At 39.4% G+C, this 26,579-nt stretch carries 23 protein-coding genes and 1 pseudogene; 10 read left to right on the top strand and 14 right to left on the bottom strand.

Annotation, left to right across the window (positions count from 1 at the left end):
* A pseudogene (locus ACSC97_RS08510) lies at positions 1-73 on the top strand (type II toxin-antitoxin system HipA family toxin); the annotation flags it as partial.
* A 1,355-nt stretch (positions 74-1,428) separates the two neighbouring features.
* Positions 1,429-2,298, top strand: coding sequence for a porin Omp33-36 (gene omp33-36 / locus ACSC97_RS08515; protein ID WP_346801689.1), 870 nt, complete (start codon positions 1,429-1,431; stop codon positions 2,296-2,298).
* Between the two features lie 115 nt (positions 2,299-2,413).
* Here omp33-36 and ACSC97_RS08520 read toward each other — a convergent pair whose 3' ends face one another.
* The gene (locus ACSC97_RS08520) at positions 2,414-3,064 is read right to left on the bottom strand and encodes a response regulator (protein ID WP_004909861.1); all 651 of its coding nucleotides are present in this window, start codon (positions 3,062-3,064) and stop codon (positions 2,414-2,416) included.
* A gap of 348 nt (positions 3,065-3,412) precedes the next feature.
* Between ACSC97_RS08520 and msuE the strand changes: the two genes are divergently transcribed.
* Together msuE and sfnG are read left to right on the top strand one after the other, a co-directional pair.
* The gene (msuE, locus tag ACSC97_RS08525; protein WP_004909862.1) at positions 3,413-4,153 is read left to right on the top strand and encodes an FMN reductase; all 741 of its coding nucleotides are present in this window, start codon (positions 3,413-3,415) and stop codon (positions 4,151-4,153) included.
* Positions 4,154-4,175: 22 nt separating this feature from the next.
* Positions 4,176-5,288, top strand: coding sequence for a dimethylsulfone monooxygenase SfnG (gene sfnG / locus ACSC97_RS08530; protein WP_436660424.1), 1,113 nt, complete (start codon positions 4,176-4,178; stop codon positions 5,286-5,288).
* A gap of 73 nt (positions 5,289-5,361) precedes the next feature.
* On the opposite strand, the gene ACSC97_RS08535 is transcribed toward sfnG, so the two are convergent.
* Entirely contained in the window at positions 5,362-5,775 is a 414-nt protein-coding gene (locus ACSC97_RS08535) for an Lrp/AsnC family transcriptional regulator (RefSeq protein ID WP_212638957.1), read from the bottom strand.
* Between the two features lie 102 nt (positions 5,776-5,877).
* Between ACSC97_RS08535 and ACSC97_RS08540 the strand changes: the two genes are divergently transcribed.
* Positions 5,878-6,420, top strand: a complete 543-nt coding sequence (locus ACSC97_RS08540) for a cysteine hydrolase family protein (RefSeq protein WP_234856602.1) — start codon at positions 5,878-5,880, stop codon at positions 6,418-6,420.
* Between the two features lie 55 nt (positions 6,421-6,475).
* On the opposite strand, the gene acs is transcribed toward ACSC97_RS08540, so the two are convergent.
* The gene (gene acs, locus ACSC97_RS08545; protein ID WP_436660426.1) at positions 6,476-8,419 is read right to left on the bottom strand and encodes an acetate--CoA ligase; all 1,944 of its coding nucleotides are present in this window, start codon (positions 8,417-8,419) and stop codon (positions 6,476-6,478) included.
* A 281-nt stretch (positions 8,420-8,700) separates the two neighbouring features.
* Here acs and ACSC97_RS08550 point away from each other — a divergent pair, with 281 nt between their 5' ends.
* Positions 8,701-9,270, top strand: a complete 570-nt coding sequence (locus tag ACSC97_RS08550; RefSeq protein ID WP_436660428.1) for a DUF805 domain-containing protein — start codon at positions 8,701-8,703, stop codon at positions 9,268-9,270.
* 107 nt (positions 9,271-9,377) lie between these two features.
* On the top strand, positions 9,378-10,358 hold the full coding sequence (locus ACSC97_RS08555) for a mechanosensitive ion channel family protein (RefSeq protein WP_004909876.1): 981 nt from the start codon (positions 9,378-9,380) through the stop codon (positions 10,356-10,358).
* Here the strand turns inward: ACSC97_RS08555 and ACSC97_RS08560 are convergent.
* The 5 genes from ACSC97_RS08560 to prfB form a co-directional block, all read right to left on the bottom strand.
* Positions 10,338-11,048 carry a 16S rRNA (uracil(1498)-N(3))-methyltransferase gene (locus tag ACSC97_RS08560; RefSeq protein ID WP_436660431.1) on the bottom strand — a complete coding sequence of 237 codons (711 nt, stop codon included), beginning with the start codon at positions 11,046-11,048 and terminating at the stop codon, positions 10,338-10,340. The two genes, ACSC97_RS08555 and ACSC97_RS08560, sit on opposite strands and share 21 nt — an antisense overlap.
* The gene (locus ACSC97_RS08565; RefSeq protein WP_436660433.1) at positions 11,045-12,364 is read right to left on the bottom strand and encodes a 3-deoxy-D-manno-octulosonic acid transferase; all 1,320 of its coding nucleotides are present in this window, start codon (positions 12,362-12,364) and stop codon (positions 11,045-11,047) included. The genes ACSC97_RS08560 and ACSC97_RS08565 overlap by 4 nt, the downstream gene beginning before the upstream one ends.
* Before the next feature lie 101 nt (positions 12,365-12,465).
* Positions 12,466-13,530 carry an alkene reductase gene (locus ACSC97_RS08570; protein WP_004909880.1) on the bottom strand — a complete coding sequence of 355 codons (1,065 nt, stop codon included), beginning with the start codon at positions 13,528-13,530 and terminating at the stop codon, positions 12,466-12,468.
* Positions 13,531-13,556: 26 nt separating this feature from the next.
* Positions 13,557-13,859, bottom strand: a complete 303-nt coding sequence (locus tag ACSC97_RS08575; RefSeq protein WP_005403396.1) for an ArsR/SmtB family transcription factor — start codon at positions 13,857-13,859, stop codon at positions 13,557-13,559.
* A 161-nt stretch (positions 13,860-14,020) separates the two neighbouring features.
* Positions 14,021-15,116 (bottom strand): peptide chain release factor 2 gene (prfB, locus tag ACSC97_RS08580; RefSeq protein ID WP_099947891.1). Its coding sequence is split into 2 segments (ribosomal slippage): positions 14,021-15,043 and positions 15,045-15,116, totalling 1,095 coding nucleotides; the frame shifts between segments, so codons are not numbered across the junction.
* 406 nt (positions 15,117-15,522) lie between these two features.
* Here prfB and ACSC97_RS08585 point away from each other — a divergent pair.
* Together ACSC97_RS08585 and ACSC97_RS08590 are read left to right on the top strand one after the other, a co-directional pair.
* Positions 15,523-16,290 (top strand): putative porin, encoded by a 768-nt coding sequence (locus tag ACSC97_RS08585; protein WP_004951331.1) that lies wholly within the window; start codon positions 15,523-15,525, stop codon positions 16,288-16,290.
* A gap of 253 nt (positions 16,291-16,543) precedes the next feature.
* On the top strand, positions 16,544-17,467 hold the full coding sequence (locus ACSC97_RS08590) for a putative porin (RefSeq protein WP_436660436.1): 924 nt from the start codon (positions 16,544-16,546) through the stop codon (positions 17,465-17,467).
* 34 nt (positions 17,468-17,501) lie between these two features.
* Here ACSC97_RS08590 and recJ read toward each other — a convergent pair whose 3' ends face one another.
* From recJ to ACSC97_RS08620, 6 genes are all read right to left on the bottom strand, one after another.
* Entirely contained in the window at positions 17,502-19,202 is a 1,701-nt protein-coding gene (gene recJ, locus ACSC97_RS08595) for a single-stranded-DNA-specific exonuclease RecJ (RefSeq protein ID WP_436660438.1), read from the bottom strand.
* Positions 19,203-19,859 (bottom strand): pyridoxamine 5'-phosphate oxidase, encoded by a 657-nt coding sequence (gene pdxH / locus ACSC97_RS08600; RefSeq protein WP_004909891.1) that lies wholly within the window; start codon positions 19,857-19,859, stop codon positions 19,203-19,205.
* A 12-nt stretch (positions 19,860-19,871) separates the two neighbouring features.
* Positions 19,872-21,209, bottom strand: a complete 1,338-nt coding sequence (glmM, locus tag ACSC97_RS08605) for a phosphoglucosamine mutase (RefSeq protein WP_436660440.1) — start codon at positions 21,207-21,209, stop codon at positions 19,872-19,874.
* A 126-nt stretch (positions 21,210-21,335) separates the two neighbouring features.
* The gene (guaB, locus tag ACSC97_RS08610) at positions 21,336-22,802 is read right to left on the bottom strand and encodes an IMP dehydrogenase (RefSeq protein WP_125299045.1); all 1,467 of its coding nucleotides are present in this window, start codon (positions 22,800-22,802) and stop codon (positions 21,336-21,338) included.
* A gap of 139 nt (positions 22,803-22,941) precedes the next feature.
* Positions 22,942-23,307 (bottom strand): YkgJ family cysteine cluster protein, encoded by a 366-nt coding sequence (locus ACSC97_RS08615; RefSeq protein ID WP_436660443.1) that lies wholly within the window; start codon positions 23,305-23,307, stop codon positions 22,942-22,944.
* Positions 23,308-23,442: 135 nt separating this feature from the next.
* On the bottom strand, positions 23,443-24,243 hold the full coding sequence (locus ACSC97_RS08620; protein ID WP_004909897.1) for an MBL fold metallo-hydrolase: 801 nt from the start codon (positions 24,241-24,243) through the stop codon (positions 23,443-23,445).
* Between the two features lie 213 nt (positions 24,244-24,456).
* Here ACSC97_RS08620 and ACSC97_RS08625 point away from each other — a divergent pair, with 213 nt between their 5' ends.
* Positions 24,457-26,568, top strand: a complete 2,112-nt coding sequence (locus ACSC97_RS08625; protein ID WP_436660445.1) for a TonB-dependent siderophore receptor — start codon at positions 24,457-24,459, stop codon at positions 26,566-26,568.
* The last annotated feature ends 11 nt before the right edge of the window (positions 26,569-26,579 follow it).

The following is a 26,579-nucleotide window of genomic DNA, read 5'->3' on the forward strand; positions in this document are numbered from 1 at the left end:
GGGTTATGTATCACCTTTTGAGTTTGAAGCAATGTACTATGATAAGATTAACCCGTTAGGTCAGGTGGCCTAACTTAAATAAAAAAGTCTCCGACAAACCCGGTACGGTTCATAACACTTTAAAATAATTAAACTAGTTTAGTTTTAACAATACTCTGGTGTATTTACAAGTATTTATAAAAAAAGAAAAGTCTCTTTATCATTCGATAGAGCATAAAATTTTAAGCTATTGATTTAATTAAAAAACAAATAATCGAAAAAACAAATTCTGAAGATAAATATTATCAATTTCCCTAATTAAGTAAAAAGAGACACAATCAATTGAGAAAAGAAATTAAGCAATTTGATACAAATTCCTCAAGGATGTTTCTCCCAATGATCAAACATCCTTCTTCTCATACCCAACCCATCTCATAGGGTTGGGTCTTTTTTATTATTAATTTACTAAAATACTATCAAAACCCAAAACTAAAGCAGAATATAAATACCACGAAAAAATAATATATATCCCAGATGATCTGATTATTAGCCATGTGATATATGTGATTCATCAATATAAATTTATACCCAATGCAATCGAAGCGCTTTTAACATCTTGAATATCAGTCATTGAGATCTTTCTATTTTAATATTATTTTTAAAAACTAACTGCATGTGGTTTTTTTAATATTGTCATACTTTGTCTTACAACAAGATGTCTGAAGCTGATCAAAATAGTCGATCGAACAGCTATTTCATAGATTTATAAATAATTTTTTATTTGAACAACTTATAAATCAAATTTTCTACACTAAAAAATTGATAAAAAAAAGCTCAGCCTTGGGGAAAGCCGAGCTAGTAAAATCAGATGCTTTTAAACATCGAATACTCAAGAAAATGTTATGAGATAAAATGCTAAACAAATACCTCTTGGTCGCAATTATGTGAACTAAGTCTCTAAATGTAAAGTCGATTAAATAGATCAGGATTCTTTTTTTGATCGTTTTTTAGAATCACAAAACAACACTGTTCAATTAAATATTCTATTAAATAGCAAACCTTGCCCCGAACTACTGTTAAAAAATATGATTTATCATTCCAATTTGTAAAAAAAATAGATTTTGAACACACTTTTTCCAGCCAATTATGACAGTTTTAAGAAACCAATAATTGATAAATTAGATTAATACAATCGTATTTACCAATTAAAATAGTAAATTATGAACCCCAAATAATATGTTCTTTTATTCACTATTTTGAATCTATCTATTTGTAAGATATAAACTTCAATCTCGGTTGACAGCACCACACACAGTTGTATGTATTTTGATCACAACTTGAGTTCATTATGATCGTTCATCGGGTTCTCAGATTTATTACATTGACATCATATTTTGTTACAATACAATGACTCAACTTTATTCACTACTGTTAAAGCTGGAAATTATTATGAAAAAACTCGGTTTAGCCACTGCTTTAGTATTAGCCATGACCGGTGCTCACGCTTACCAATTCGAAATACAAGGTCAGTCTGAAGCTCTAGATTCTAACGATGAAAACAGAGATTTTAATAATTACACTGTTGGCGGACAAGCAACTTACTACTTCAAAAATGTAGATGCTTCTAAAGGTCCTTTAGCTGAAGCAGCTTTTGTTAACCAAGCTTCTAACGTATCTCTTGGTTATAACTTTGCTAATCTTGACGAAGTTAAATCTCAAAACGTAGGTGTTAAAGCTGAAGCTTATGTACCAACTCCATATACACCAGCATATGCAAGCTTAAGCTACAGCGCGACTGACAATGATGGTAAATATGGTGAGACTGATGACCGTGGTCAGCGTTGGGCTGTTGAATTTGGTTCGGTAATCGCTCCAAACTTCCTTGTTGCTGTAGGTTATACAAACGTTGTTGAACAAACTTCTTTGGATACTTTCAAAATCCTGAATAGTGGTTTTGCTAAAGCAATTGGTGAAACAGCGACTATCGCTGATGACCAAGATGCAATCACTGCTCGTACTAAATACGTTGGTGCGATCGATGGTACTCCAATGTCAATCGGTTTCGAAACAGGTATCGTTTACGGTGAAGACACTGCATACGAGTTAAAAACTGATTTGTACTTAAACTCTCAACTTAGCGCTGGCGTTTCTTACGCTGAATCTAGCTTTGCTGGTTCACCAGACTCAGCTTGGGGCGTGAACGTAAATTACTTCATCACTCCAGCGATCGCTGTTGGTGCAAGCTACTTAAATGCTAATGCTGTTGGTTCTGATGCAGATATGCAAACTGTTGGCTTAAACGCTAAAGTGCGCTTCTAATGCAGTCATAGATGTTCTAATTAAGCATCTATGCATAAAAACCCAGTTCATATGAACTGGGTTTTTTATTGTCTTTAAACATTTGAATAACCGAATGAGTTATTCAACTTGTTAATTACATCTTTTTATCTTCGATATTTAATGCACTAATCGCAAGTACTGCCTGCGTACGGTTTTGTACGCCTAATTTTCGGAAAATTGCTGTCACATGCGCTTTAATCGTCGCCTCTGATACATCTAGCTCATAGGCAATTTGTTTATTCAACAAGCCTTCAGCAACCATCATCAACACACGGAACTGTTGTGGTGTGAGTGATTGTAAACGTTCCGCCAAAGCCGTTTCATCTGCAGCGCGAGGATCGAAACCTGAATGTGTCGGTAGATTTGGTGGTAACCAAATCTCACCTTCCAAAACGTGTTTAATAGCTTCACCAATATGACTTGGATGAGATGATTTTGGAATATAACCCATCGCACCATGTGCAATCGCTCGCTGAATGATAGAGGTTTCTTCATGTGCAGAAACAACAATGATAGGAATTGCAGGATACTGCGCTCTCACATATACCAACGCAGAAAAACCAGAGGCACCTGGTAGATTTAAATCCAACAAAACTAAATCTGGCTCTGCACCATGTTCTAAGCGTTCATAAAATTCATCAACATCCGCAGTTTCCTGAATTTGTGCCTGCGGAATGCTATAACGAACCGCTTGAATCAAAGCGTGTCTAAATAACGGATGGTCGTCTACAATTAAAATATTCATAAGCGCTTTACGCAATCTGCAAGTACGTCACTGTACGGTGTTTATTCAAATCTATCTTAGCTTATTTTTGAAATAAACTGTTGTAAGAGCATCAAAACTTATTTATTTCGCAAATATGAAAAATAAATCAGATAATGATATAACTCACACAACCTAGATCATTCCCAGACTACTATACCGAAATAGCGAATAGAAACAGAGCATTAAATTCATTTAATTTGCTTCAAAACGTGATTTTTCAACTTATATTTAAAACAGATAAGCTTGCAGCATTTCCTTATTTTACAGTCGACACGAGCTATAGATAAATAAATAGCAATTCCTTATTGCTGATTTAGGCGTTTATCCATGTCACATCAAAATAACCTTTCTACTCCCTTAAATATTGTTGCGGTCTCAGGTGGCTTAAATAGCCCATCAAAAACAGAAAGCTTGGTACAAGCAATTTTGGATGAACTTGCGGAGGCAACTCAGATCAATGTGCATTTTATTAAACTCAGTGAGATTGGTCCTTTATTAGGAGGTGCCATCTATCGTAATCAGTTACCACAACGTGTCCAAGATGATTTAGCTGCGGTTGAAGCTGCCGATGCATTGATCGTGGGAACACCTGTTTACCGTGCTTCATTTACAGGTTTGTTTAAACACTTTTTTGATTTCGTAGAGCAAACCGCTTTAGTTGATGTACCTGTTTTGTTAGCTGCATCAGGAGGAAGCGACCGCCATGCTTTGGTACTAGAACATCAATTACGCCCGTTATTTAGCTTTTTCCAAGCACAAACCTTACCTATCGGAGTTTATGCAACTGATCGCGACTTTACCCCAGAATATACTGTTAAAAGTGAACAATTGGCGGATCGAGTCACCTTGGCTGTAGCACGAGCTCTGCCTATTTTGGAATGGGCACCCGCCAAAGGCAAACGTGCCGAAGTTATCAAAGCAAAAACTGAACAGGCCAATCAGAATCTCGGCATTAATAAACAAATTGAACAAGCCGAAGTTCTCCCTTCAGCCGCTGTCCCAGATTTGGATGCTGCGGAATCACGTTTACATCAGAAATCTAATAAAAATTTAACTCAGGTTGCATAAGCGACCTGAGGGAGGAAAATCTATGTCCTTGCAATCATCAGAAATTAAGTTTGCATATTGGGTTCCAAATGTGAGTGGTGGCTTAGTGGTCAGTACAATTGAACAACGTACTGACTGGAGCTATGACTACAACATTCTTTTGGCGCAAACAGCAGAAAAAAATGGTTTCGAATATGCACTCACTCAAATCCGTTTTACTGCGGGCTATGGTGCAGAAAATCAGCATGAATCGGTGAGCTTTAGTCACGCTTTGTTGGCAAAAACTGAGAAGCTCAAAGTGATTGCGGCGATTTTGCCAGGGCCGTGGAAGCCAGCCCTTGCAGCAAAGCAATTGGCAACGATTGATTATTTAACTCAAGGTCGTATTGCCATTAATGTGGTCAGTGGATGGTTCCGTGGAGAATTTGATGCAATCGGTGAGCCTTGGCCTGAGCATGATGAACGATATGTTCGTTCTGAAGAGTTTATTCGTACCCTTAAAGGCATTTGGACTACAGATAATTATAGTTTTGAAGGTAAATATTACCAATTTCAAAACTATACGCTAAAACCAAAGCCAGCACAGAAACCCTATATCGAAGTCTTTCAAGGTGGTAGTTCACGCGCCGCACGAGACATGGCAGCTCGTGTTTCTGATTGGTATTTTACCAATGGGAATAGCGTTGCAGAGATTAAGAAACAGATTGATGATGTCCGTGCCAAAGCAAAACTCGAAAATCGCCATGTGAAAATCGGAGTGAATGCTTTTATTATTGCACGTGATACGGAGCAAGAAGCTCAAGCCGTGCTGAATGAAATCATCGCTAAGGCAAATGTCGAAGCAGTCAATGCATTTGGTGATGCAACGCGTGAAGCAGGTGCAGCAGCACCAGAACAAGAAGGAAATTGGGCTAAATCAACCTTTGATGATCTCGTGCAATACAACGATGGTTTTAAAACTAACTTGATCGGTACACCACAGCAGATAGCTGAACGAATCGTGGATTTAAAAAACGTAGGCGTCGATCTCATCCTGTCAGGCTTTCTGCATTTCATTGAAGAGGTTGAGTATTTCGGTGAAAACGTTCTACCTTTGGTTCGACAAATCGAACAGCAGCAATTACAACACTTGCAAGTACCTGCCAAATCAGCTTGACACACTGTGATATAAGAAGAAAAAGAAAGAGTAAAAAACCTTTTCCTCAAGACTCGGCTTGGGGATTTTTATTTTAGTGAAGCTCTATTTCTCGCATCACAGTTTCAACTGAATAGCGACTCCACTGCGATAATTTCTCTATAAACTGATTTAATTGGGATGGATTAAAATGACTCACAATCATGTAGCAGCCATTTCCTAAGGTTTTAAAACATTCATCAATCTGCGGATATTGCTTGACCAGTTGCTCAATCTCTGTAAAAGCCTGTTGTTCATTTAAGAACAGTTGAATGAATTGTTTATATTCATAACCTATCGTGATGGTGTAATTCCTAATAATACCCGCATCCATCAGTTGTGCGATTCGAGCACCTACAGCTTGCCCTGTACGATGCACGTGTTGCCCGATCTGCTTATGAGTCAGACGTGAATCTTGTTTGAGTAACGCAATAATTTTTAAATCAATTGGATCAAGTTCAATATTCATTTTTCATTACGAAAGAAAATAGGATTCAAAGCTTTCATCAGACTATAGCTGATTTTTCATCATCTCCCTAAGCTTGTTTTATCTCCTATTGGGACATTTAAAATGAAACAAGCACTCCTCATTATCGACGTTCAAAATGATTATTTTAAAGATGGCAAAATGGAATTAGTGAATCCAGAGCATGCTTTAGAAAAAATTAATCAATTAGAACATTACTTTAATCAAAACAATTTACCGATTATTTATATTCAACATATCAACACTGCATCTGCGGGCTTTTTCCTTGAAAATACGCTGGGTGTTGAATTACATCCTAAACTCCTACTTAGCGACTCATCACTCGTTGTGCAAAAGCATTTTCCGAATAGTTTCTTGGAAACAAATCTTCAATCAGTGCTTCAAAAGCTTCAGATCGAACAACTGGTGATTACAGGCATGATGACGCATATGTGTATAGATTCAGGTACACGTGCCGCATGCGAGCTTGGCTATCAACCCATATTAATTGCCGATGCAACAGCAACTCGTGATCTAGAATATAAAGAGTCCATCGTCAAAGCATCGGATGTACAGTCAGCGTTTTTATCAGCTCTAAATGTTTTTGCGAAAGTACAAAATACCTCTGACTTCCTGAACAATCAGTAAGCGCGAAAATAAAAAAAGAGCGTTCAGATGAACGCTCTTTCCAGATATTTTAAATTCAACGATTTGGATAAACCGTTGCAATCAGGTTTTCCACCACTGCTGGCTCAGCCAATGTTGAAGTATCTCCTAAGCTATCTAACTCATTTGCCGCGATCTTACGCAAGATACGACGCATGATCTTACCTGAGCGTGTTTTGGGTAAAGCAGGCGCCCAATGCAAAGCATCTGGTGTTGCCACAGGACCAAGTACTTTACGTACCCAATCCACGAGCTCTTTACGAAGTTCTTCAGATTCTGCAACATCAGCCTGCAAAGTGACAAAAGTACAAATTCCTTGTCCTTTAATATCATGTGGCATACCAACGACCGCCGCTTCAGCGACTGCCTCATGCGCAACTAGCGCACTTTCTATTTCAGCTGTTCCCAAACGGTGTCCTGAAACATTCAGCACATCATCTACACGTCCAGTAATCCAGTAATAGCCATCAGCATCACGGCGTGCACCATCTCCTGTGAAATAGCAGTTTTTAAAAGTTGAGAAATAAGCTTCGATAAAACGCTGCGGGTCACCCCAAATCGTACGCATTTGACCTGGCCAAGAATCTTTAATCACAAGATTCCCTTCTGCTGCACCCTCTAACTCGTTGCCTTCACCATCAACTAAAGCAGGTTGCACACCAAACAATGGACGTGTAGCAGAGCCTGGTTTGAGTGCAGTTGCACCTGGTAATGGTGAAATTAAAATACCACCTGTTTCAGTTTGCCACCATGTATCGACAATTGGGCAACGACCTTCACCGACCACTTCGTGATACCAGTTCCATGCTTCAGGGTTAATGGGTTCACCCACTGAACCAAGCAAACGTAAACTGCTACGATCACTTTCACGGACATATGCATCACCTTCACGCATCATCGCACGAATCGCAGTTGGTGCAGTATATAAAATGGTAACGTTATGCTTATCAATTACATGCCCGATACGTGCCCACGTTGGGTATTGAGGAATCCCTTCAAACATCAATGTGGTGGTTGCATTGCTTAATGGACCATACAACAAATAGCTATGTCCTGTAATCCAACCTACATCAGCAGTACACCAGTACACATCATCTTCTTTTAGATCAAAGACTTCTCTGAATGTGGTATTCACATAAACTAAATAACCACCTGTGGTATGTAATACCCCTTTTGGTTTACCTGTAGAACCAGAGGTATAGAGAATGAATAGAGGATCTTCCGCTTTCATCGGTTCAGGTGGACAATGCTCATCTACTTCCATGATGGCAAGGTGGTACCAAACGTCACGATCATCATTGAATTGAATTGGGTTTCCAGTACGATGAACCACGATTACATGTTCAACACTTTCTGTCCCTTTGATTTCCAAAGCAGCATCTACATTCTCTTTCAATGGAATAAGCTTGCCACCGCGCATGCCAGCATCCGCAGTAATCACTAATTTTGCTTGGCTATCTTCAATACGACTCGCCAATGAGTCGGGTGAGAAACCACCAAACACTACACAATGGACTGCCCCAATGCGTGCACAAGCCAACATCGCAATTGCTGCTTCAGGCACCATTGGCATATATAAAACGACACGATCACCCTTCACGATGCCCTGCTTTTTCAATACATTTGCGAAGCGGCATACTTCGTCATGTAACTCAGCAAAAGAAATAATTTTATGACGTGATGGATGATCACCTTCCCAAATAATGGCAGGCTTTAACGGGTTGGTTTTTAGATGACGATCCAAACAGTTTGCGGAGACGTTCAACTCCCCATCTGCAAACCATTCGATCTTGAAATTGTCCTGTTGAAAACTAGTATTTTTCACTTGGGTAAAAGGCTTGATCCAATCGACCTTTTTCGCTTCTTCAGCCCAGAATGCATCTGGCTGCTCGATAGAGTACTGATAACGTTTGAAATAGTCTGTTTCCGAGATTCTTGCCGTTTCTTTAAATTTCTCTGGCACTGGGTAGATTTCTTTCATAGCTCACTTCCTTGGTTTTTTATTTCATACCTTAGATATACTCATCTAGCATTGGTATGTTTTGTTTTCTCTTGCAGTATGGTCACCATTAACAAGAGCAAACAATTCGGCTTTGGTCGTAGGACTGTTATTGTTTTACAACCAATTTCATTTCAAAAATTTACTCAAAATAATTTAAAATTTAACAGCTTGTCTATGCTTTTTCTTTTTAAAATAAGTGAATATTTTGATCATTATGCATAGATTTAAAGATTAAATAATCAAAAAAATAGGTATCTGTAATGTTTGACTCTTCATCCACTGGTCGTAATGCTTTAGTAAAAGATAATCCACTGTCACCTAAAGGACGTTTTAATCGTCTAAGTTATTTGGGTTGGTATGGGTTACTGACCATCGTTTATCTCGCTACCTTCATGTGTATTATTGTCTTTGCGGGTCAATTGAGCATCAACAGTGTCAATGTAAATGATCCTATCATGCCTGCATTTTCAGGCATTGCGGTACTCGTCCTAGTGATTTCATGGTTTCTCGCTTTTTATTTTCAAATCGTTTTTCTTATTCGACGTTTACATGATTTGAATAAAACAGGTTGGCTAAGCTTGCTATTACTGGTGCCATTTATCCAATTAGTTTTCACTCTCTATGTATTACTTGCAGCAGGAACACCTCACCGCAACGATTATGGGGATGTTCGCCCATCAAGAACTTGGGAAAAATTACTCGCTTGGATCATGATTCTCCTCAGTCTATTTATGATTTTCGGCATGTTTATTTTTGCTTATTATTTCGCAAGTCCTGATTTTTGGGATGCACCGACACAGATGATTCAAAACACAACCGAATATTTCTAAATCGACATCAATCGCAACTGTTAACGAATTTTTCATGCGTGCTGACGATAAATTTATTATGATTGCGTTCCTCATCACACCCAACTTTGCGAAATAGAGATTTTCTTGTGGCAAATGAACAACCGACATTGACTGATGTCGCAAAAGATACTGGCGAATTGATTCACCAAGCAGGTGCCAAAACAACGCAAACTGTATTGGCACACACTGAAAAGTATCAAGATGCATATACGACCATCGATAAGATCATGGACAGTTTCTGGGAACGTGTTCCTTATATTTGTATTGCCTTGGTCGTTTTTATCATTTTCTGGTTACTGACCAAACTATTTAAATTGTTTATTCGTAAAACCTTGGAAAATCGAACTTACACGCGTCAAAATTTGGTGTTGGTATTAAACCGTGTCGGAAGTACCTTTATTATTTTCTTTGGTTTTCTAATCGCACTTGTGATCGCAATTCCAGGTTTTACACCGAGTCAATTGATTGGTGCTCTTGGAATTGGTTCGGTAGCAATTGGTTTTGCCTTTAAAGATATTTTCCAAAACTTACTGTCAGGAATCTTAATCTTGCTCAGTGAGCCTTTCCGTATCGGTGACGATATCGTAGTCAATGGTTTGGAAGGAAATGTTGAAGATATCCAAATTCGTGCAACATTTTTACGCTCTCCCGATGGTCGTCGCATCGTGATTCCAAACGCAACGGTATATACCAGCGCTGTTATTGTGAATAGTGCGTATCAACGTCGCCGCTGCGAGTTTGTTGTAGGCATTGGGTATGAAGATGACATGCAAAAGGCTAAGAAAATTATTCTGGATATCCTGAATAATAATATGACTGTACTCAGTCAGCCTGCTTTTTCAGTAAATGTCACTGCTTTGGCGGATTTCTCAATTAATTTAACCGTGCGTTGGTGGGTCAACACCACCGAGACATCGACCTCTGCATCGATCAGTGAAATTCAAGAATTGGTTGTTACGGCTTTTGATGAGAAAGGGATTTCGATTCCTTACCCTGTGCAAGAAGTCAAAGTCTATCGCGGTGATCAATCAGATAACACCGAAAATTTAGACAAACAAACGACCTAAGATATTCGACACCGCTGTTTCAGTTCGCAAAATTCGGTTGCCTAGACTCATTGCTTGGCAACCATTTTTTTTGAGTAACTCAATTTCGTACGGTATAAACCCACCTTCTGGTCCTACAATTAAATTACAGCCATGAGCTATCGCATGTGGCATCGATTGTTCTGCATAAGGATGTGCGACATAAGCAGGTCTTTGCTCTGAGATCAAAGTCGGTAAGGCATCTTCAACAAAAGGTTTAAACCTTTTGTAGAGTTGAATTTCAGGAACAATCGTATCGCCAGCTTGCTCTAAGCCGAGTGTCACATAATCATCGAGTTGTTGCAGAAAAGGACTTTGCCAATAACTTTTATCAACCCGATAGCTATGAATTAAACTTATGCGTTCCACACCTAGCGTCACCGCATCCATAATCATACGTCGCAACACTTTGGGGCGAGGTAAAGCCAAGATCAAATGCACAGGAACTTTGTTCGGCACATTTTCTGCTTGAATGGGTCTTAGCATAATCTGCTGTGCTGTAATACTCTGCACCTCAGTGAGATAACGCTGACCATCACGAACGCCTACCTTTAAAGTATCTCCAGCCGTTAATTGAAGGTGTTGATTCAAGTGCTTGATTTGACGTTGATCCTCGATTGACCAAATATCCCTTGAGCAATCTTGGTTAGCGTTCAGTAAAACGATATTCATGAAGCAGTTCGTTGCGCTAAATAATGGTCAATTAATTGAATATGTTTTTGCAATGAGCCTTTATTGCGTTGTAACACCAATTCAGCTTGATGAATCAATCGCTGGCTTTGCTCTGGATGATTTAGGCAACTCATCAGATTTTGTATAACTAGTTCAGCATTTTCAGCAACAAAGATCCCTTGTTCCGTCACAAACTCATCGACAATCGTTTGAAAATTAAAATAGCGAGGACCAATCACAGTGGGCACATCTAAAACCATTGGTTCTAAGATATTGTGCCCACCGCCTGGTTCATTGAGTGAACCACCGACAAAACATGCCTGACTTAATGCATACCATAACCACATCTCACCCATACTATCTGCAAGATATACCTGCGTATCCACTGTAATCTCTTGTTTGAGACTACGCCGCTGCGTATTTAAATTCAGGTTTTGGCAGATCTTATGTACCTCATCAAAACGCTCTGGATGACGTGGTACAACGATACATAACAAATGAGAGTTTGAATTTAAATGTGGCTGTAATTGCTTAAGTAACTGTTCTTCTTCAGGTGCATGTGTGCTGGCTAAAGTAATAATTTGGCGTTTCTCTAACTGCCATTCTTGTTTTAACTGTTCAGCTTGCTCAATAAAGGAAGTCGGAGCACTAATATCAAATTTAATATTTCCAACAACCTGACTTTTGGCTTTCTCTAAGCCTAAATCCACATAGCGTTGCTGTGTCGCTTGATCTTGCGCCAACATCCACGTTAATTGTTGCAACATAACTTGGGTAAGTCGACTCACCTTGGCATAGCCCTTGGCGGATTTTTCTGAAAGACGTGCATTAAGCAAAATACATGGAATCTGTTGCTGTTTGGCTTGGGCAATTAAATTTGGCCAAATCTCAGTTTCAACTAAAGCGAGTAGCTTCGGCTGATACAAATCAAAAAATTGCTTGAGTAATGGTTTTTGATCAACAGGCAAATATACAGCTTGAAATAACGCTAAGTAGGGTGCTTTAAGAAAAAGTGATTTGGCACGGGCTTGCCCTGTTTTTGTGGTATTGGTCACTAAGACAGGATGACCTAATTTTAAATAATGCTCGATAAGAGGTTGTGCAGCATTGGTTTCACCTACAGAAACCACATGGAACCAGATCGTATGCAGGTTTTTTGGCGTTTGAAATGGTCCAAAACGCTCAAGGCATTCTTGTTGAAAGAGCTCTTCGCTTTCAGCACGTTGTTTTATTTTCCAGCGGTATAAAGGCTTGAGACAAGCCAATAAAATGTTATACCAAAATGGTGTTTGTTGTGCTGCGATTTCCTGCGCCATCCTAGACCATATATTTCGATTTGATTTCAGCACATTATGCGGAATTTCAAAAAAAAACTCATGCCATTTTGGTAAATGACATGAGTAATTCTAAAAACAACTTAAGCTTCGAGTTGTTCAAAAACAGGATAATCCGTATAACCTTCGGCACTCGGACCATACAAGGTATCGAATTGAACCTGATTAAGCGGTAGATCATTTTCCAAACGCTCGAATAAATCAGGATTTGCGATATATGCTAAACCAAATGCAACTGCATCCGCTTGTTCAGTCGCTAAAATACGCTTGGCTGAATCTGGCGTTAATTTTTCGTTGGCAATCCAAGCACCTTTGAATTTAGGACGCAACTTTGGTTGTAAACTATCTTCAGCTTCATACTCGCGAGTAAAGATAAACGCAACATTACGCTGATCCAATTGCTCAACGACATAACCAAAAGTTGCTAATGGATTATCATCACCCATATCATGAGAATCAGCACGTGGCGCTAAATGTACACCGACACGACCTGCACCCCATACTTCAATAAATGCATCAACGACTTGCAACAACAAACGTGCACGGTTTTCAATTGAACCACCGTATTCATCTTCGCGAGTATTGGTTTTACTTTGCAAGAATTGATCGATTAGATATCCATTGGCAGCATGCAGCTCAACACCATCAAAACCTGCAGCCTTTGCAAGTTCAGCAGCGTGTTTATACTCAACTACAATTTCTTGAATTTCTTCGTGCGATAAAGCTCTAGGTGTCACAAACGGGCGTTTCGGACGAAGTAAACTCACTTCCCCTGCTGGCTGGATTGCACTTGGTGCGACAGGTGTATCACCATCTAATAAGTCTGGATGTGAAATACGTCCTACATGCCATAACTGAACAACAATTTTTGAACCTTGCGCATGCACGGCTTTTACAATTTTGTTCCAAGCTTGCGCTTGTTCTTGTGACCATAAACCTGGGGTATTGGCATATCCTACCGCTTTCGGGCTAATCACAGTCGCTTCAGTAATAATCAGACCTGCATTAGCACGTTGTTGGTAATACTCAACCATCAGATCATTTGGGATACGTTGTTCACCGCTACGTGCTCTTGTTAACGGTGCTAAAACCAAACGGTTCTTGATTGTAAAGTCACCGACTTGCAATGCAGAATTTAACTCAGCCATAATCGCCTCAACTTACACTTGTTACTTTAAAGTGTTTGTTTTAAATGTTCGATGTATTGCTGAATCAAAGCTTCATTACGCGTAAAATATGACCATTGCCCATATTTCTCAACCTTAATCAAACCTGCTTGCTGTAATACAGACAGATGATTTGACATGGTTGATTGAGCAACCTTTCCTAAACGTTCGATGTGTCCTGCACATACGCCGCGTTCGAAACTGCCACCACATTCTTGTACAGGTAAAAATTGCTCAGGCTCTTTTAGCCATTGCAAAATCTGTCGACGCAACGGATTGGCTAAGGCTTTGCTTATAACATCAATATCCATAGACTCACCACGTTTCTCAACAGGCAAAGCTTTGTTCAGCATCTCAACCCAGTATATCGAATTTTATAAATATTAATATCTATTTTTTTCGATATTAATATCATATTTTTTCGATCAAGGGTTGAGAGCTGAACGAGATTGCCGTTTTTATTGGATAAAACTTACAGACCTTGTTTTAAACTCGCTTCAATAAACTTGTCTAAATCCCCATCAAGCACAGCTTTTGTATTGGAGTTTTCGACACCTGTACGCAAGTCTTTAATACGTGAATCATCAAGTACATAAGAGCGAATCTGACTTCCCCAGCCAATATCCGATTTAGAATCTTCTAGCGCCTGAGCTGCTTCGTTGCGCTTACTCATTTCTAATTCATAGAGTTTGGCACGTAGTTGTTTCCACGCATGGTCACGGTTGGCATGTTGTGAGCGTTGGTTCTGACATGCAACTACAATACCTGTTGGCGCGTGAGTCAGACGAACAGCTGAGTCAGTTTTGTTAATATGCTGACCACCCGCGCCTGATGCACGATAGGTATCCGTACGGACATCTGATGGATTGATATCAATTTCGATATTGTCATCAATCTCTGGTGAAACGAATACGGCAGAGAATGAAGTGTGACGGTTATTATTACTATCGAATGGAGATTTACGAACTAAACGGTGTACACCACTTTCGGTACGTAACCACCCATAAGCAAATTCACCATCAACTCGAATCGTCGCTGATTTAATACCCGCCACGTCACCATCAGAAACTTCCATCAGTTCTGCTTTGAAACCATGACGCTCGATCCAACGCATATACATACGTAATAACATCGATGCCCAGTCTTGTGCCTCCGTACCGCCCGAACCAGATTGGATTTCAAGGAAGCATGGGTTTGGATCCATCGGATTACTAAACATACGACGGAATTCGAGGTTCCCAAGAGCTTGTTCAGCGCTATCTAATTCTGCTTGCACATCTTCAAGTAAGCTTTCATCATCAGCTTCAACAGCCAGATCAAGCATTGCTTTTGCATCATCTAGCTGTTCTGCAAGACGATCAAATACACCTAAAGTATTTTCTAAACTGCCCTTTTCTTTTGCAATTGCTTGCGCACGACTTTGGTCATTCCAAATCGCGGGGTCTTCTAATTCTCTTAAAACTTCTTCTAAACGCTCTGCTTTTAGATCGTAGTCAAAGATACCCCCGTAGTGTTTGGCTACGATCAGATAAATCTTTCAATTGGATTAAATACGGATTGATTTCCACGCGTCTGTTCTCACAAATTTTCACCTAACCTAATATTTTAACATAAGTGCTTTATGCGACACAGCCATAACCGTTTAAAGTGTTTTTCTTATAGATTTACTACTTATTTATCAGAAATATTGAAACAGAATCATCGTACTTTGAAACATCTAGCGACAAGATTGTCGCTTAAATACACGAAAATTACCTAAACACACAATCTCTCCTAAGTTTTAATAAATCAAAACATTATTAAATATTAAATATAAATCAATATCTTATATTTTAAATTTTACACAAAAATTACATTCGTACAGTTTGATTACTTTCCTTTGATTGACCCGCTAAAGTTTTTAACTAGACTGAGAGTTGTAACAAAACATGTAATTAACATTCAATTGGTTCATTATCTCAAAGGGGAGTAGCCATGAAAAAATTAGCAATTGCATCAGCACTTTTATCTGCTTTGGCAGTAACAGGTACTGCACATGCGTATCAAGCTGAAGTCGGTGGTTCATATACTTATACAGATTGGGATCAGTTCGATAGTACACATAGTTTTGGTGTAGATGGGACTTATTACTTTAATCCAGTCCAAACACGTAATGCACCCCTTGCTGAAGCAGCGTTCTTGAACCGCTCTAGTAATGTAAATGCAAAAGTGAATTATGCCGACAATGACGGTGTGAAGAACTCGCAATACGGTGTTGGTGTTGAATACTTCGTTCCGAACAGTGACTTTTACTTAAGCGGTAATTTAGGTCGTGACGAACTTGAAGTAGACAACCTGCCAATCGATCAAAAAGTAACAACTTATAGTGCTGAGGTAGGTTATTTACCAGCACCAGGTTTATTACTTGCACTTGGTGTTAAAGGATACGATGAGAAAGATGGTAAAGATGGCGCTGACCCAACAGTTCGTGCTAAATACGTCACTCAGGTTGGAGCGAATGACGTTAACCTAGAAGCTTATGGTGCATTTGGTGATTTAGATGAGTACGGTGTTAAAGGTGACTTCTATCTCGACAAAACCTTAAGTGTAGGTGCAGATTATTACAACAATGACCTCACAAAACGTGATGAATGGGGTATTTCTGCGAAGAAATTCCTAAATCAACAAGTAAGTTTAGAAGGTCGTGTTGGTTTTGGTGATGACTACAATACCTATGGTATCCGTGGTGCATACCGCTTCTAAATAAGAAAGTGACTAAACATCACTTCATACGAAAAGACAAAAGCCCTGCTCTTTAAGATCAGGGCTTTTTTTAATTTCTTAAATAAAAGTACATAGAAAAAGAATTAAGTCTCAAACCAATGGGTCGAAAAAAATATCAATAAAATTTTACTGTTCATTTAAGCATTATTGACGTGTTTTCAAATATCACTACACTACATCGCGCAATAACTTATTAATAGCACGTATTATTTTAACAAGGGGTCAGGTTTTTATGAAAAAATTAAGTCTTATTACTGCACTATTAACATCTTGCATCGGTGTAAATGCAAATGCATACCAAACTCAGCTCATGGGTGCTTATGAATATACATATATTAAAGACAGCGAAATGGATAGCCATCGCGTTAACACCGCAAGTGTAAACGGTAAATATTATTTTAACCCAGTTCAAACACGTAATGCTCCTCTAGCGGAAGCGGCATTCTTAGATAAAACATCAAACATTGGCTTAGGTTATACCTATGCAGAAGAATCAGGTATTTATTCTTTTGTGAATTTTGGCGGAATACCGCAAATAAACGTAGATTTCAAACAAGAGTTCAACTCTATCGGTCTTAATGGTGAATTTTATATTCCCAACACGCAATTCTATATCTCAGGAAGTCTGCATAGAACCGACATAGAAGCGATTGCAAAGAGCTATAATGAGTCTTACAAATTTGCGAGTGATGATGGCAATGGTTATTCGGCTGAATTAGGCTTTCTTCCAACACATGGGATGCTACTTGCCGTAGGTGTCGCAGATTTATCGAAAAGTTTTGATCCTATTCAAGCTGCTCAATATGGCTTTATCACAACTTATTCAAATGCAGTCGCTATCACAGGCGAAGAAGATGAAGACACCGCGATTACACTTCGTGCTAAGTATGTTTCACCTATTGCAGGTTATTACACCAATTTTGAAGCTCAGAGCTATATAGGTGATGAGACAACATATCGTTTAGCTGCTGATCTCTATCTAGACCCAACACTCAGTGTCGGAATTGCATTCGCAGATTCAACCGCTGAAGATGCAGATACCATTTTCAGCATTCGTGCGCAAAAATTCTTTACTCCAACATTTGCTGTGGGTGTTGGTTATACAGGGATCGACGGCGCCAACTCGTATGGAATTAACGGCACATTCCGCTACTAATCTTTCTAAAAACCGCTCAAATTTGAGCGGTTTTTTATTGTTTTAAATGCACAACCTGTAATTGTAGACTGACATTTCCATTAAAAACATTACGCTCCAAGGTATAGACCAAATCAACAAAACCCTGCATTGGATTAAACTCAAAACGGTCAACCGCATTAAATGCAATTGCATCAATCGACTGTGTACCAAGTGAAAGTTTTAACTTGAGATGCTGATCTTTCAACCAGCGATAATCAATGACTTTGAATGTTCCTTGAAATTGTGGAAATGGAAATTTTTGTCCCCATGGGCCCATTTGTTCAATCCAATCCACTGTAGATAGATCTAAAGCGTTCTCAGGCAATTCACCATCTGTCCAAATCGTTGCATGAAACAATTCAGCATCCATTTCAGCAATTGTCTGAATAAATAGCTGTTTGAACTCATTAAAATGTGCTTTTTTGAGCGTCAAACCCGCTGCCGCTGCATGCCCACCAAAATGAGTCACAAGATGCGGATATTGCTCTGCGACATGTTCAATCATATCGCGGATATGAATCCCATCAATAGAACGTGCAGATCCCTTTATATGAATACCATCTTCATCGGGGGCAAAAACTAAACTCGGACGATGAAACTGCTCCTTTAAACGTCCAGCGACAATCCCAATTACACCTTGATGCCACTGTTCGTCATACATCACGATAGCGGGCGGAATTTGATCTGTTTCAAGTTGAACGTTTTGCAAAGCAATTAATGCTTGTTGCTTCATTTCAGTTTCAACTTGGCGTCGCTCAACATTTAACTGATTGAGTTGCTGTGCCAGTGGATAAGCTGTTGCCATATCCTCCGCGAGTAAGCATTCGATACCTATTCGCATACTTTCCATACGACCAGCAGCATTGATTCTCGGTCCTAAGACGAAACCCAAATCTTGTGCTCGCAAAGTTGAAGCATCTCGACCTGCGACGTCAAGTAGCGCGAGAATACCTGCCCGACATTGGTTTTGCTGAACACGTTTTAGACCTGCATCAATCAAAATACGATTGTTATAATCCAAACCTGCAACATCCGCATAAGTACCTAAAGCAACCAAATCCAAGTATTGAGACACTTTGCTAGTACTTTTATTTTGCTGACTACGGTGACTTGCCAATTTTGCTAAGACATAGAAAGCAACGCCAACCCCCGCCAGTGACTTACTCGAAAAGTCACAATCCAACTGATTAGGATTAACCACAGCTTCCGCACTAGGTGTTGGCTTAGTGGTCAGGTGATGATCTGTAATGATCACCTGCATCCCAAGTGCTTGAGCGACCTCAACACCTGCATGGCTTGAAATTCCATTATCAACGGTAATCAATAAATCTGGGCGATAAGTCTGGGCTGCTAACTCTGCAATCTTAGGTGTTAAACCATAACCATATTTAAATCGATCAGGAACAAGATACTCAACTCTTGCTCCCATTTCTCGAAGTACGAGAACCATCAAAGCCGTACTGGTTGCACCATCAGCATCATAATCTCCCACAATCACGATTTGTAATTGACGATCAATTGCTTGATCAATGATTTCTACAGCTCGATCCAAATCTTTTAGATTAGGTGCAAGCAGATGTTTAAGCTTCAGTTCTAGTTCTTGCTCTGAGGCAACACCACGTCGTGCCAAAATCTCAGCAATAAACGTTGGCACGCCCTGAAACTGTTCAGGGCGTGTGAGTAATGGTCTTTCTAAAATTTGAATTTTTGTCATTTATGGCATCAAACGTTGGACTACCCAAACCTGATCAGTTCTTTCATAACTCAAACGATCATGTAAACGATTTGGTCGACCTTGCCAAAACTCATAATAATCTGCTTCTAAACGATAACCGCCCCAAAATACAGGTTTAGCAAGCTCTTCTTGATCGCCCACTTGCTGCTGCAAGTCCTCAAAACGAGACTGTAATGCTTCACGATCAGCAATCACACCACTTTGAGGTGTACTGATATGTGCTGCAATCTGACTGTCACGTGGGCGTTTATGGTAATAGTCGGTTGATTCCTGTTCAGAAATCTTAGTCACCTTTCCACTAATCCGCACTTGTCGTTCCAAACTCGGCCAATAAAACAATAACTCAGCGTATGGATTTTCCGCGAGATCCAAACCTTTTTGACTATCGTAATTGGTGTAGAAATCGTATCCGTTTTCAGTCGCTCCACGGAGTAAAACCGTACGAACATGTGGTCGACCTAGTCGATTAGCTGTTGCCAACGACATTGCGTACGGTTCATGCAAATTTGCAGCTAAGGCATGATTAAACCAGTTTAAAAATTGAAGATGAGGATCATGACTGATTTGAGACTCATGCAACTCACCTTGCTCATAGCTTAAACGTAGTTCACTCAAATCTTTAATAACATCGTTCATTCTTGTCACCTTTTAAGCAGCTTGTGCTTGAGCTCGGACCGCTTCTGCTAAGTGATTTGCCAAGGCTTCAACTTCTTCCAATTGATCGCCTTCCACCATGACACGAATCACAGGCTCAGTACCTGATTTACGAATCAAAATACGTCCACGACCTTCAAGTTGTTTTTCGGCTTTATCAAATTCAGCGACTAAGGCTGGGATAGAATATGGGTCGAGCATTTGCTGCAAACGAACATTCACCAACACTTGAGGGAATAAAACAAAATCTTCAACCAATTCATGCAAAGCTTTACTTTGCTCTACCATGACAGTGAGCACTTGCAATGCAGCAATAATGGCATCGCCTGTCGTACTCTTATCAAGGGTCAAGATATGACCAGATGGCTCACCACCAATCACCCAATTATTTTCTTCAAGTGCCTGTAATACATAACGGTCACCGACTTTAGCTCGTACAAAATTGACATTTGCTTTTGCTAAAGCCAACTCAAGTGCCATATTACTCATCACTGTACCCACAATACCCGCAGGTTTATGACTTGCTTGAGTCGCCAGAATATACAGGATATGGTCACCATCAACCAATTGACCGTGTTTATCAACCATCACGACACGATCTGCATCACCATCAAAAGCAATACCTAGATCTGCTTGTTGCTCTACAACGGCTTTCTGCAATAGTTCAGGATGCGTTGAGCCACAGTTTTCATTGATGTTTAAACCATCTGGCTCATTAAATAATGGAATCACCTTCGCACCCAACTCACGGAATACAGAAGGTACAACGCTGTAGGCTGCACCATTTGCACAATCGACAACAATTTTTAGATTTCGTAAGTCGAAATGATATGGGAAAGTTGATTTACAGAACTCGATATAACGACCATTGGCATCTTTGACACGAACGCTTTTACCTAAATTAGCCGTATCTTCAATGATCAAATCTTTTTCTAATTCTTGATTGATTTCTTCTTGCAAAGAATCTGGTAGCTTTTTGCCCTCACTTGAAAAGAATTTAATTCCATTATCAAAATAAGGATTATGTGAAGCAGAAATCACAATACCCGCATGGGCATGGAGGGCACGTGTTAAATGCGCAATCGCAGGTGTCGGCAGTGGACCTAGTAAGTGAACATACACTCCTGCTGCATTCAAACCTGCTTGCAAAGCAGCTTCCAAAATATAGCCCGATAATCGTGTATCTTTCCCCAAAACAACAATCGGTTTATTTTTGGGACTGTTTCGTTTCAACACCTTGCCCGCAGCAAAACCTAATTTTAATGCAAACTCAGGAGTAATGGGCATTTGTCCAAACTTGCCACGAATTCCATCAGTTCCAAAATAGCTCATCTTCTACTCACTTTCTTATCTTTTATATGACCTTTGGTCATAGCTTTTTTACCCGTTTCACTTTACACCAAAACGAAAAAACCGTCAGCGAACTGACGGTTTTTCTATCGGTAAAATTACGAAAAATCAACCAACACGATAGTTCGGCGCTTCTTTTGTAATCGTAACGTCATGCACATGTGATTCAGACATACCTGCTGAAGTAATTTTCACAAATTTTGCATTTTGGCGAAGATCTTCAATTATAGATGAACCTGTATAACCCATAGAAGAACGTAAACCGCCCATCATTTGGTGTACGATGTTACCCATAGGACCTTTATAAGGAACACGACCTTCAATACCTTCTGGTACTAATTTTTCAGCACCCGCTTTAGAGTCTTGGAAATAACGGTCAGCAGAGCCAGTTGCTCCAGCCATTGCACCCAATGAACCCATACCGCGATAAGCTTTGTAGTAACGACCTTGGAAGAATTCAACTTCACCAGGTGCTTCTTCAGTACCTGCAAGTAGTGAACCCACCATAATTGTGCTTGCGCCTGCACCAATTGCTTTTGCCATATCGCCAGAGAAACGAATACCACCATCCGCAATTAACGGAATTTGGTCTTTCAATGCACTTGCAACACTGTCAATTGCAGAGATCTGCGGCATACCAATACCTGCAACAATACGTGTTGTACAGATCGAACCAGGACCAATACCAACTTTAACAGCATCAGCACCCGCATCAAGTAACGCCAATGCAGCATCACCCGTTGCAATATTTCCACCAATCACTTGAACTTGTGGATAGTTTGCTTTAACCCAACGTACACGCTCAATCACACCAGCTGAGTGACCATGTGCAGTATCAACGACGATCGCATCAACACCCGCATCAACTAAGGCTTCAACACGGCTAGGTGTTTCAGCACCTGTACCAACTGCTGCACCAACGCGTAAACGACCAAGGTCATCTTTACAACTGTTTGGATAGCTTTCCGCTTTACGGAAGTCAGTCACCGTAATTAAGCCTTTGAGTTCATTGTTTTCACCAACAACTAAGACTTTTTCAATACGGTGCTTTTGCAGCAAAGCTTGAATATTTTCTTTCGACTCACCTTCACGAACAGTCACTAGACGGTCTTGACCCGTCATAATGTTGCTCACTGGTTGTTCAAGATTGGTTTCAAAACGAGTATCACGACCTGTGACGATACCCACAACTTTGCCATCTTTTACAACAGGTACACCGCTAATATTATTGGCTTGAGTAATTGCAATAAGTTCACGAACTGTCGTTTCAGGAGTTACTGTGATTGGGTCTTTCACCATTCCAGCTTCGAATTTTTTTACACGGCGTACTTCCGCAGCTTGTGCGGCGATATCCATGTTTTTATGCAAAATACCGATACCGCCATTTTGCGCCATCGCAATCGCCATACGTGATTCAGTCACGGTATCCATTGCAGCAGAAACAAGAGGGATATTAAGTTGAATTCCGCGAGTTAAACGTGTCTTTAAGGAGACATCTTTTGGGAGAACAGTTGAGTAGGCAGGAAGTAATAAGACATCATCGAAGGTTAACGCTTCTTGAACGATGGTCAGCATAACAATCTCACTGGTAAATTCCGTGAGCTATTATAAACAAATTTCAGGGTGATTTTCATTTTCTATGATGAAAATTATTTGAGAAAAGCAGTTGATCGATATATCAACTGCTTCAAAAACTCAATTTAAGCTATCGCAATCAACAGACTTGATCATAATCTTCATTATTTTCTGAGTCTTGTTGTTCAATATCTATCAACGGGATCAGATTGTATTTCAGCCGTGCTTTATTGCATTGTTCATCCGCAATTTTCACTTCTTTACAAGTTGTGCTTCGTGCATGATATATCGAACAACTCACACGCGTTCCAACCTCACCTTCAAGAGCTATGCATTTAGGCTGTGATTGGTTGGTTCCCTTCATACAAGAATAAATAGCCGTGAGTGGCTCAACCATAGTGTCAGGGATATATTCAGCTTCAGCCCAATAAAATGAAACTCGATAATTCGCGCAGCATGCACCACAAGTCATACATGCATCTGGCGTTGCAATTTGAGACAACATTTTTTTAAAATTCTCGTTATCAAAACCAATTCCTTTGCAACGAGAATCCTAAAAAAAGTCATTCTGAAAAACAATATTGCCTATAAATTTTTTATGCAATCATGCGTCGATTTTGCTAAATCACCTGCATCCAAATTAGGTTGTTGGGCAGCTAAATACGTATTCGTTCATCAGATCAACACCGCATTCAAGTGTTTCAATCCAATCAAGAAATTGATTGATCATTTCTTTACCGACAAATGCCGTACCATGCTGTGGAACGATCATATCAATATCCATTTGACGAACCATATTGACCCATAAACGTATCACTTTGTTGGAACACATATAGCGTTGGTGAAAGCCTTTCATTTTTTTAATATGCGCTTCAAAGTCGACAATCGGCAAACTAGCATCTTCAACAATTGATGCGCCCATATCACCTGAGAAAAGAATCTTTGCAGTTGGGTCATAAAACTGAAAATTCCCGACGGAATGTAAGAAATGCGCAGGAACTGCAATAATCGCCGACTCTCCCAAAGGAATAACTTGACCTGTATCAGGGAGTTCAATCAAACGCTCTTCCCAATTGCCTTTCATTCGATCACTCATAAAAGCAGAATTGAGGTGGGGTAAGAAACGTGCCCATAGCTTAGATGCAACGACTTTAGCATCGGTATAGACCAACCAACGTGGCATCGAAGTGATAATGTCAGGATCTTGATGCGAAGCCATCACATAATCTAGATTCTTCAATTTGGTATAGCGATTAAGTTCCATTGTGAGTGGGACATAAGTCAAATCACCACCTGGATCTAAGACGGCTGCACGATCATGATCAATAATTAAAAACTGGTTGGCTTGAATTCCCTCACCTTTTACCAAACTGGTAAAACTAATACATTTATGCTTACCATTATCGAATAATATCTGTGATGTTGTCCTTTCAAAGCTCATAGCAACCCCATAAAAATTCTTTAAATATGAATTATTTTAATTCCATAATAAAATAATGGGATTGACTTCATGTTTCAATCGAATGTTGGATATTTATCGTAATTTTTAAAAAATTATTTTTCGATATATTTATTGGATTTAGCACGCCCAAGCTTTAAAATATAATAATTCTCATTAGCATCTTTATTGATTTACCCTTTCTTGGAAATTTCTATGCTCTTTACGCGCCCCACTTTACTTGCAACCTTTATTTTGAGCCATATAACAAGCGCTGCTTATGCAACTGAAGATCAAAGCAATATCCTTCCAACAATTTCCATCAAAGCTCAACAAGATAAAAACAATGATTATGTGGCGACACAAGCAACATCCACTTTGAAATCAAATGCGCCATTATTTAAAACAGCACAGTCTGTTACGGTGATTACCCAAGAACAATTACAACAAAAACAAGCTCAAACTTTGGCTGAAGCCCTAAATGGTGTTGCAGGGGTCGTCTCAGGGCAACTCGGAAGACGGGGTTGGGATGATTTTATTATTCGTGGGCAAACTTCGTCTGATCAGGTCTTTATTGATGGGTTACGTCAAGGTCAAAGTACCTTTGTGGCTACTGAAATTTCAGGTATGGATCAAGTTCATATTTTAAAAGGACCTGCATCAGTTAACTTTGGTTTAGTTCAACCTGGTGGCATGGTGAACATGGTCACCAAACGCCCACAAGCCGAGAGCTTTTACCGCAGCGCTCTCACCTACGGCTCTCATCAACTCAAGCAAGCAACATTCGATATCAACTACAGTCCGAATGAAAGTGAGAAAGGTGCTTTTCGCTTAAATGGTCGCATCTCTGATCAAAATGATCCGACTGACTTTGTTTATTTTAAAAACTACTATATCTCACCTTCTTATAATTTTGATTTAGGCGAAAAAACCGATTTATCAGTGATTGCCAGCTATCAACATCGCGAATATCTACGACAACAAGGTTTACCAGTCTTAGGTACTTTAATAGATAATCCTAACGGAGCTATAGACCGAAGTTTATATATCGGAGATCCTAATTTCGGACAATATAAAGCTGATGTTTATCGAACAGGTTATACGTTTAAACATGAATTTGGTAATGGCTGGAACTTTAATCAGAATTTTGCAGTGCAAAAAACTGAAATGGATGGTAAAGCTGTTTTTGCACAAACGAAGAAATTTTGGGTTGACGAAACCTTTACAACAATAAACAGATCAAAAAACAGTCGACACCAAATTGCTGATAATCTTAGCTACTCGATTGACAACCAATTAAAAAAAGAGTTTATGCTTTATGGCGTAAAACACTATCTAACAGTTGGTTTAGATGCCTTGCAAGAAAAAAGTGACTACACAAACAATAAATATGATATTGGTGGAATAAATATTTACGATCCTATTTATGGACAAGAAACAATACTTACTGAAAATGTTCATAATATCAATCGTCTCAGATATACAGGTTTATATCTTCGAGATCGAATCGAATTGAATGATCAGCTGGTTTTGAATCTCGCAGGGCGACATGACTGGACTGAAACAACCACTCAAAATCTAGTTAAAAATACCGAAACAACCCAATCTGAGAATGCATTTACAGGTAATGCCTCTTTGCTTTACAGCATCAATGAAATCGCTGCACCTTATGTGAGTTATGCAACTTCATTCTTACCTGTAATTGGTACAGATTTCCATGACAATGCCTTTAAACCCGAGAAAGGCAAACAAATTGAAGTAGGTCTAAAACTACAAAGACCAGATCAACGCATTCAAGGCAGTATCGCTTGGTTTGATTTACGTCGCCAAAATGTTTCCGTGACTGATCCAATCAACACAGGTTTTAAAGTACAACGTGGCGAACAGCTGACACGTGGAATCGAAACAGAGCTTGCAGCTCGTTTATTTGATCAACTCAAAATTACTGCTGCTTATACCTACACGCCTGATGCAGAAATAAGTAAAGATACTCAAGCTGAAAATATCGGATTGACGATAGATAATGTTCCAGAGCACAGTTATAGCTTATCTACACGCTATCGTTTTGAACCCAATTCAAATTTAGGTTGGTATGTAGGCGCTGGCGTTCGCGGTGAAAGCAAAAAAAGTGTTAATGGTTTAACGGTCTATCTTCCAAGCTATACCTTGTTTGATACTGAGGCAGGTTATGATGCCGAACACTGGGGTGCTCAACTGGCAATCCGCAATATGTTTGATAAAGATTATTATGCTGGTGCGCTCAACGAGAACTTGGTTACTTTAGGCAATCCACGCCAAATTAATTTTACAGTGAAGTTTAATTATTAATTTTCTCTCGA

The organism is Acinetobacter sp. P1(2025), from assembly GCF_051390655.1.
GTDB classification, from domain to species: Bacteria; Pseudomonadota; Gammaproteobacteria; order Pseudomonadales; family Moraxellaceae; genus Acinetobacter; species Acinetobacter junii.

Excerpts from the sequence above, each read along its gene's own strand:
- omp33-36 (WP_346801689.1), top strand. The coding sequence starts at position 1,429 with ATGAAAAAACTCGGTTTAGCCACTGCTTTAGTATTAGCCATGACCGGT.
- ACSC97_RS08520 (WP_004909861.1), bottom strand. The coding sequence starts at position 3,064 with ATGAATATTTTAATTGTAGACGACCATCCGTTATTTAGACACGCTTTG.
- msuE (WP_004909862.1), top strand. The coding sequence starts at position 3,413 with ATGTCACATCAAAATAACCTTTCTACTCCCTTAAATATTGTTGCGGTC.
- sfnG (WP_436660424.1), top strand. The coding sequence starts at position 4,176 with ATGTCCTTGCAATCATCAGAAATTAAGTTTGCATATTGGGTTCCAAAT.
- ACSC97_RS08535 (WP_212638957.1), bottom strand. The coding sequence starts at position 5,775 with ATGAATATTGAACTTGATCCAATTGATTTAAAAATTATTGCGTTACTC.
- ACSC97_RS08540 (WP_234856602.1), top strand. The coding sequence starts at position 5,878 with ATGAAACAAGCACTCCTCATTATCGACGTTCAAAATGATTATTTTAAA.
- acs (WP_436660426.1), bottom strand. The coding sequence starts at position 8,419 with ATGAAAGAAATCTACCCAGTGCCAGAGAAATTTAAAGAAACGGCAAGA.
- ACSC97_RS08550 (WP_436660428.1), top strand. The coding sequence starts at position 8,701 with ATGTTTGACTCTTCATCCACTGGTCGTAATGCTTTAGTAAAAGATAAT.
- ACSC97_RS08560 (WP_436660431.1), bottom strand. The coding sequence starts at position 11,048 with ATGAATATCGTTTTACTGAACGCTAACCAAGATTGCTCAAGGGATATT.
- ACSC97_RS08565 (WP_436660433.1), bottom strand. The coding sequence starts at position 12,364 with ATGGCGCAGGAAATCGCAGCACAACAAACACCATTTTGGTATAACATT.
- ACSC97_RS08570 (WP_004909880.1), bottom strand. The coding sequence starts at position 13,530 with ATGGCTGAGTTAAATTCTGCATTGCAAGTCGGTGACTTTACAATCAAG.
- ACSC97_RS08575 (WP_005403396.1), bottom strand. The coding sequence starts at position 13,859 with ATGGATATTGATGTTATAAGCAAAGCCTTAGCCAATCCGTTGCGTCGA.
- ACSC97_RS08585 (WP_004951331.1), top strand. The coding sequence starts at position 15,523 with ATGAAAAAATTAGCAATTGCATCAGCACTTTTATCTGCTTTGGCAGTA.
- ACSC97_RS08590 (WP_436660436.1), top strand. The coding sequence starts at position 16,544 with ATGAAAAAATTAAGTCTTATTACTGCACTATTAACATCTTGCATCGGT.
- recJ (WP_436660438.1), bottom strand. The coding sequence starts at position 19,202 with ATGACAAAAATTCAAATTTTAGAAAGACCATTACTCACACGCCCTGAA.
- pdxH (WP_004909891.1), bottom strand. The coding sequence starts at position 19,859 with ATGAACGATGTTATTAAAGATTTGAGTGAACTACGTTTAAGCTATGAG.
- glmM (WP_436660440.1), bottom strand. The coding sequence starts at position 21,209 with ATGAGCTATTTTGGAACTGATGGAATTCGTGGCAAGTTTGGACAAATG.
- guaB (WP_125299045.1), bottom strand. The coding sequence starts at position 22,802 with ATGCTGACCATCGTTCAAGAAGCGTTAACCTTCGATGATGTCTTATTA.
- ACSC97_RS08615 (WP_436660443.1), bottom strand. The coding sequence starts at position 23,307 with ATGTTGTCTCAAATTGCAACGCCAGATGCATGTATGACTTGTGGTGCA.
- ACSC97_RS08620 (WP_004909897.1), bottom strand. The coding sequence starts at position 24,243 with ATGAGCTTTGAAAGGACAACATCACAGATATTATTCGATAATGGTAAG.
- ACSC97_RS08625 (WP_436660445.1), top strand. The coding sequence starts at position 24,457 with ATGCTCTTTACGCGCCCCACTTTACTTGCAACCTTTATTTTGAGCCAT.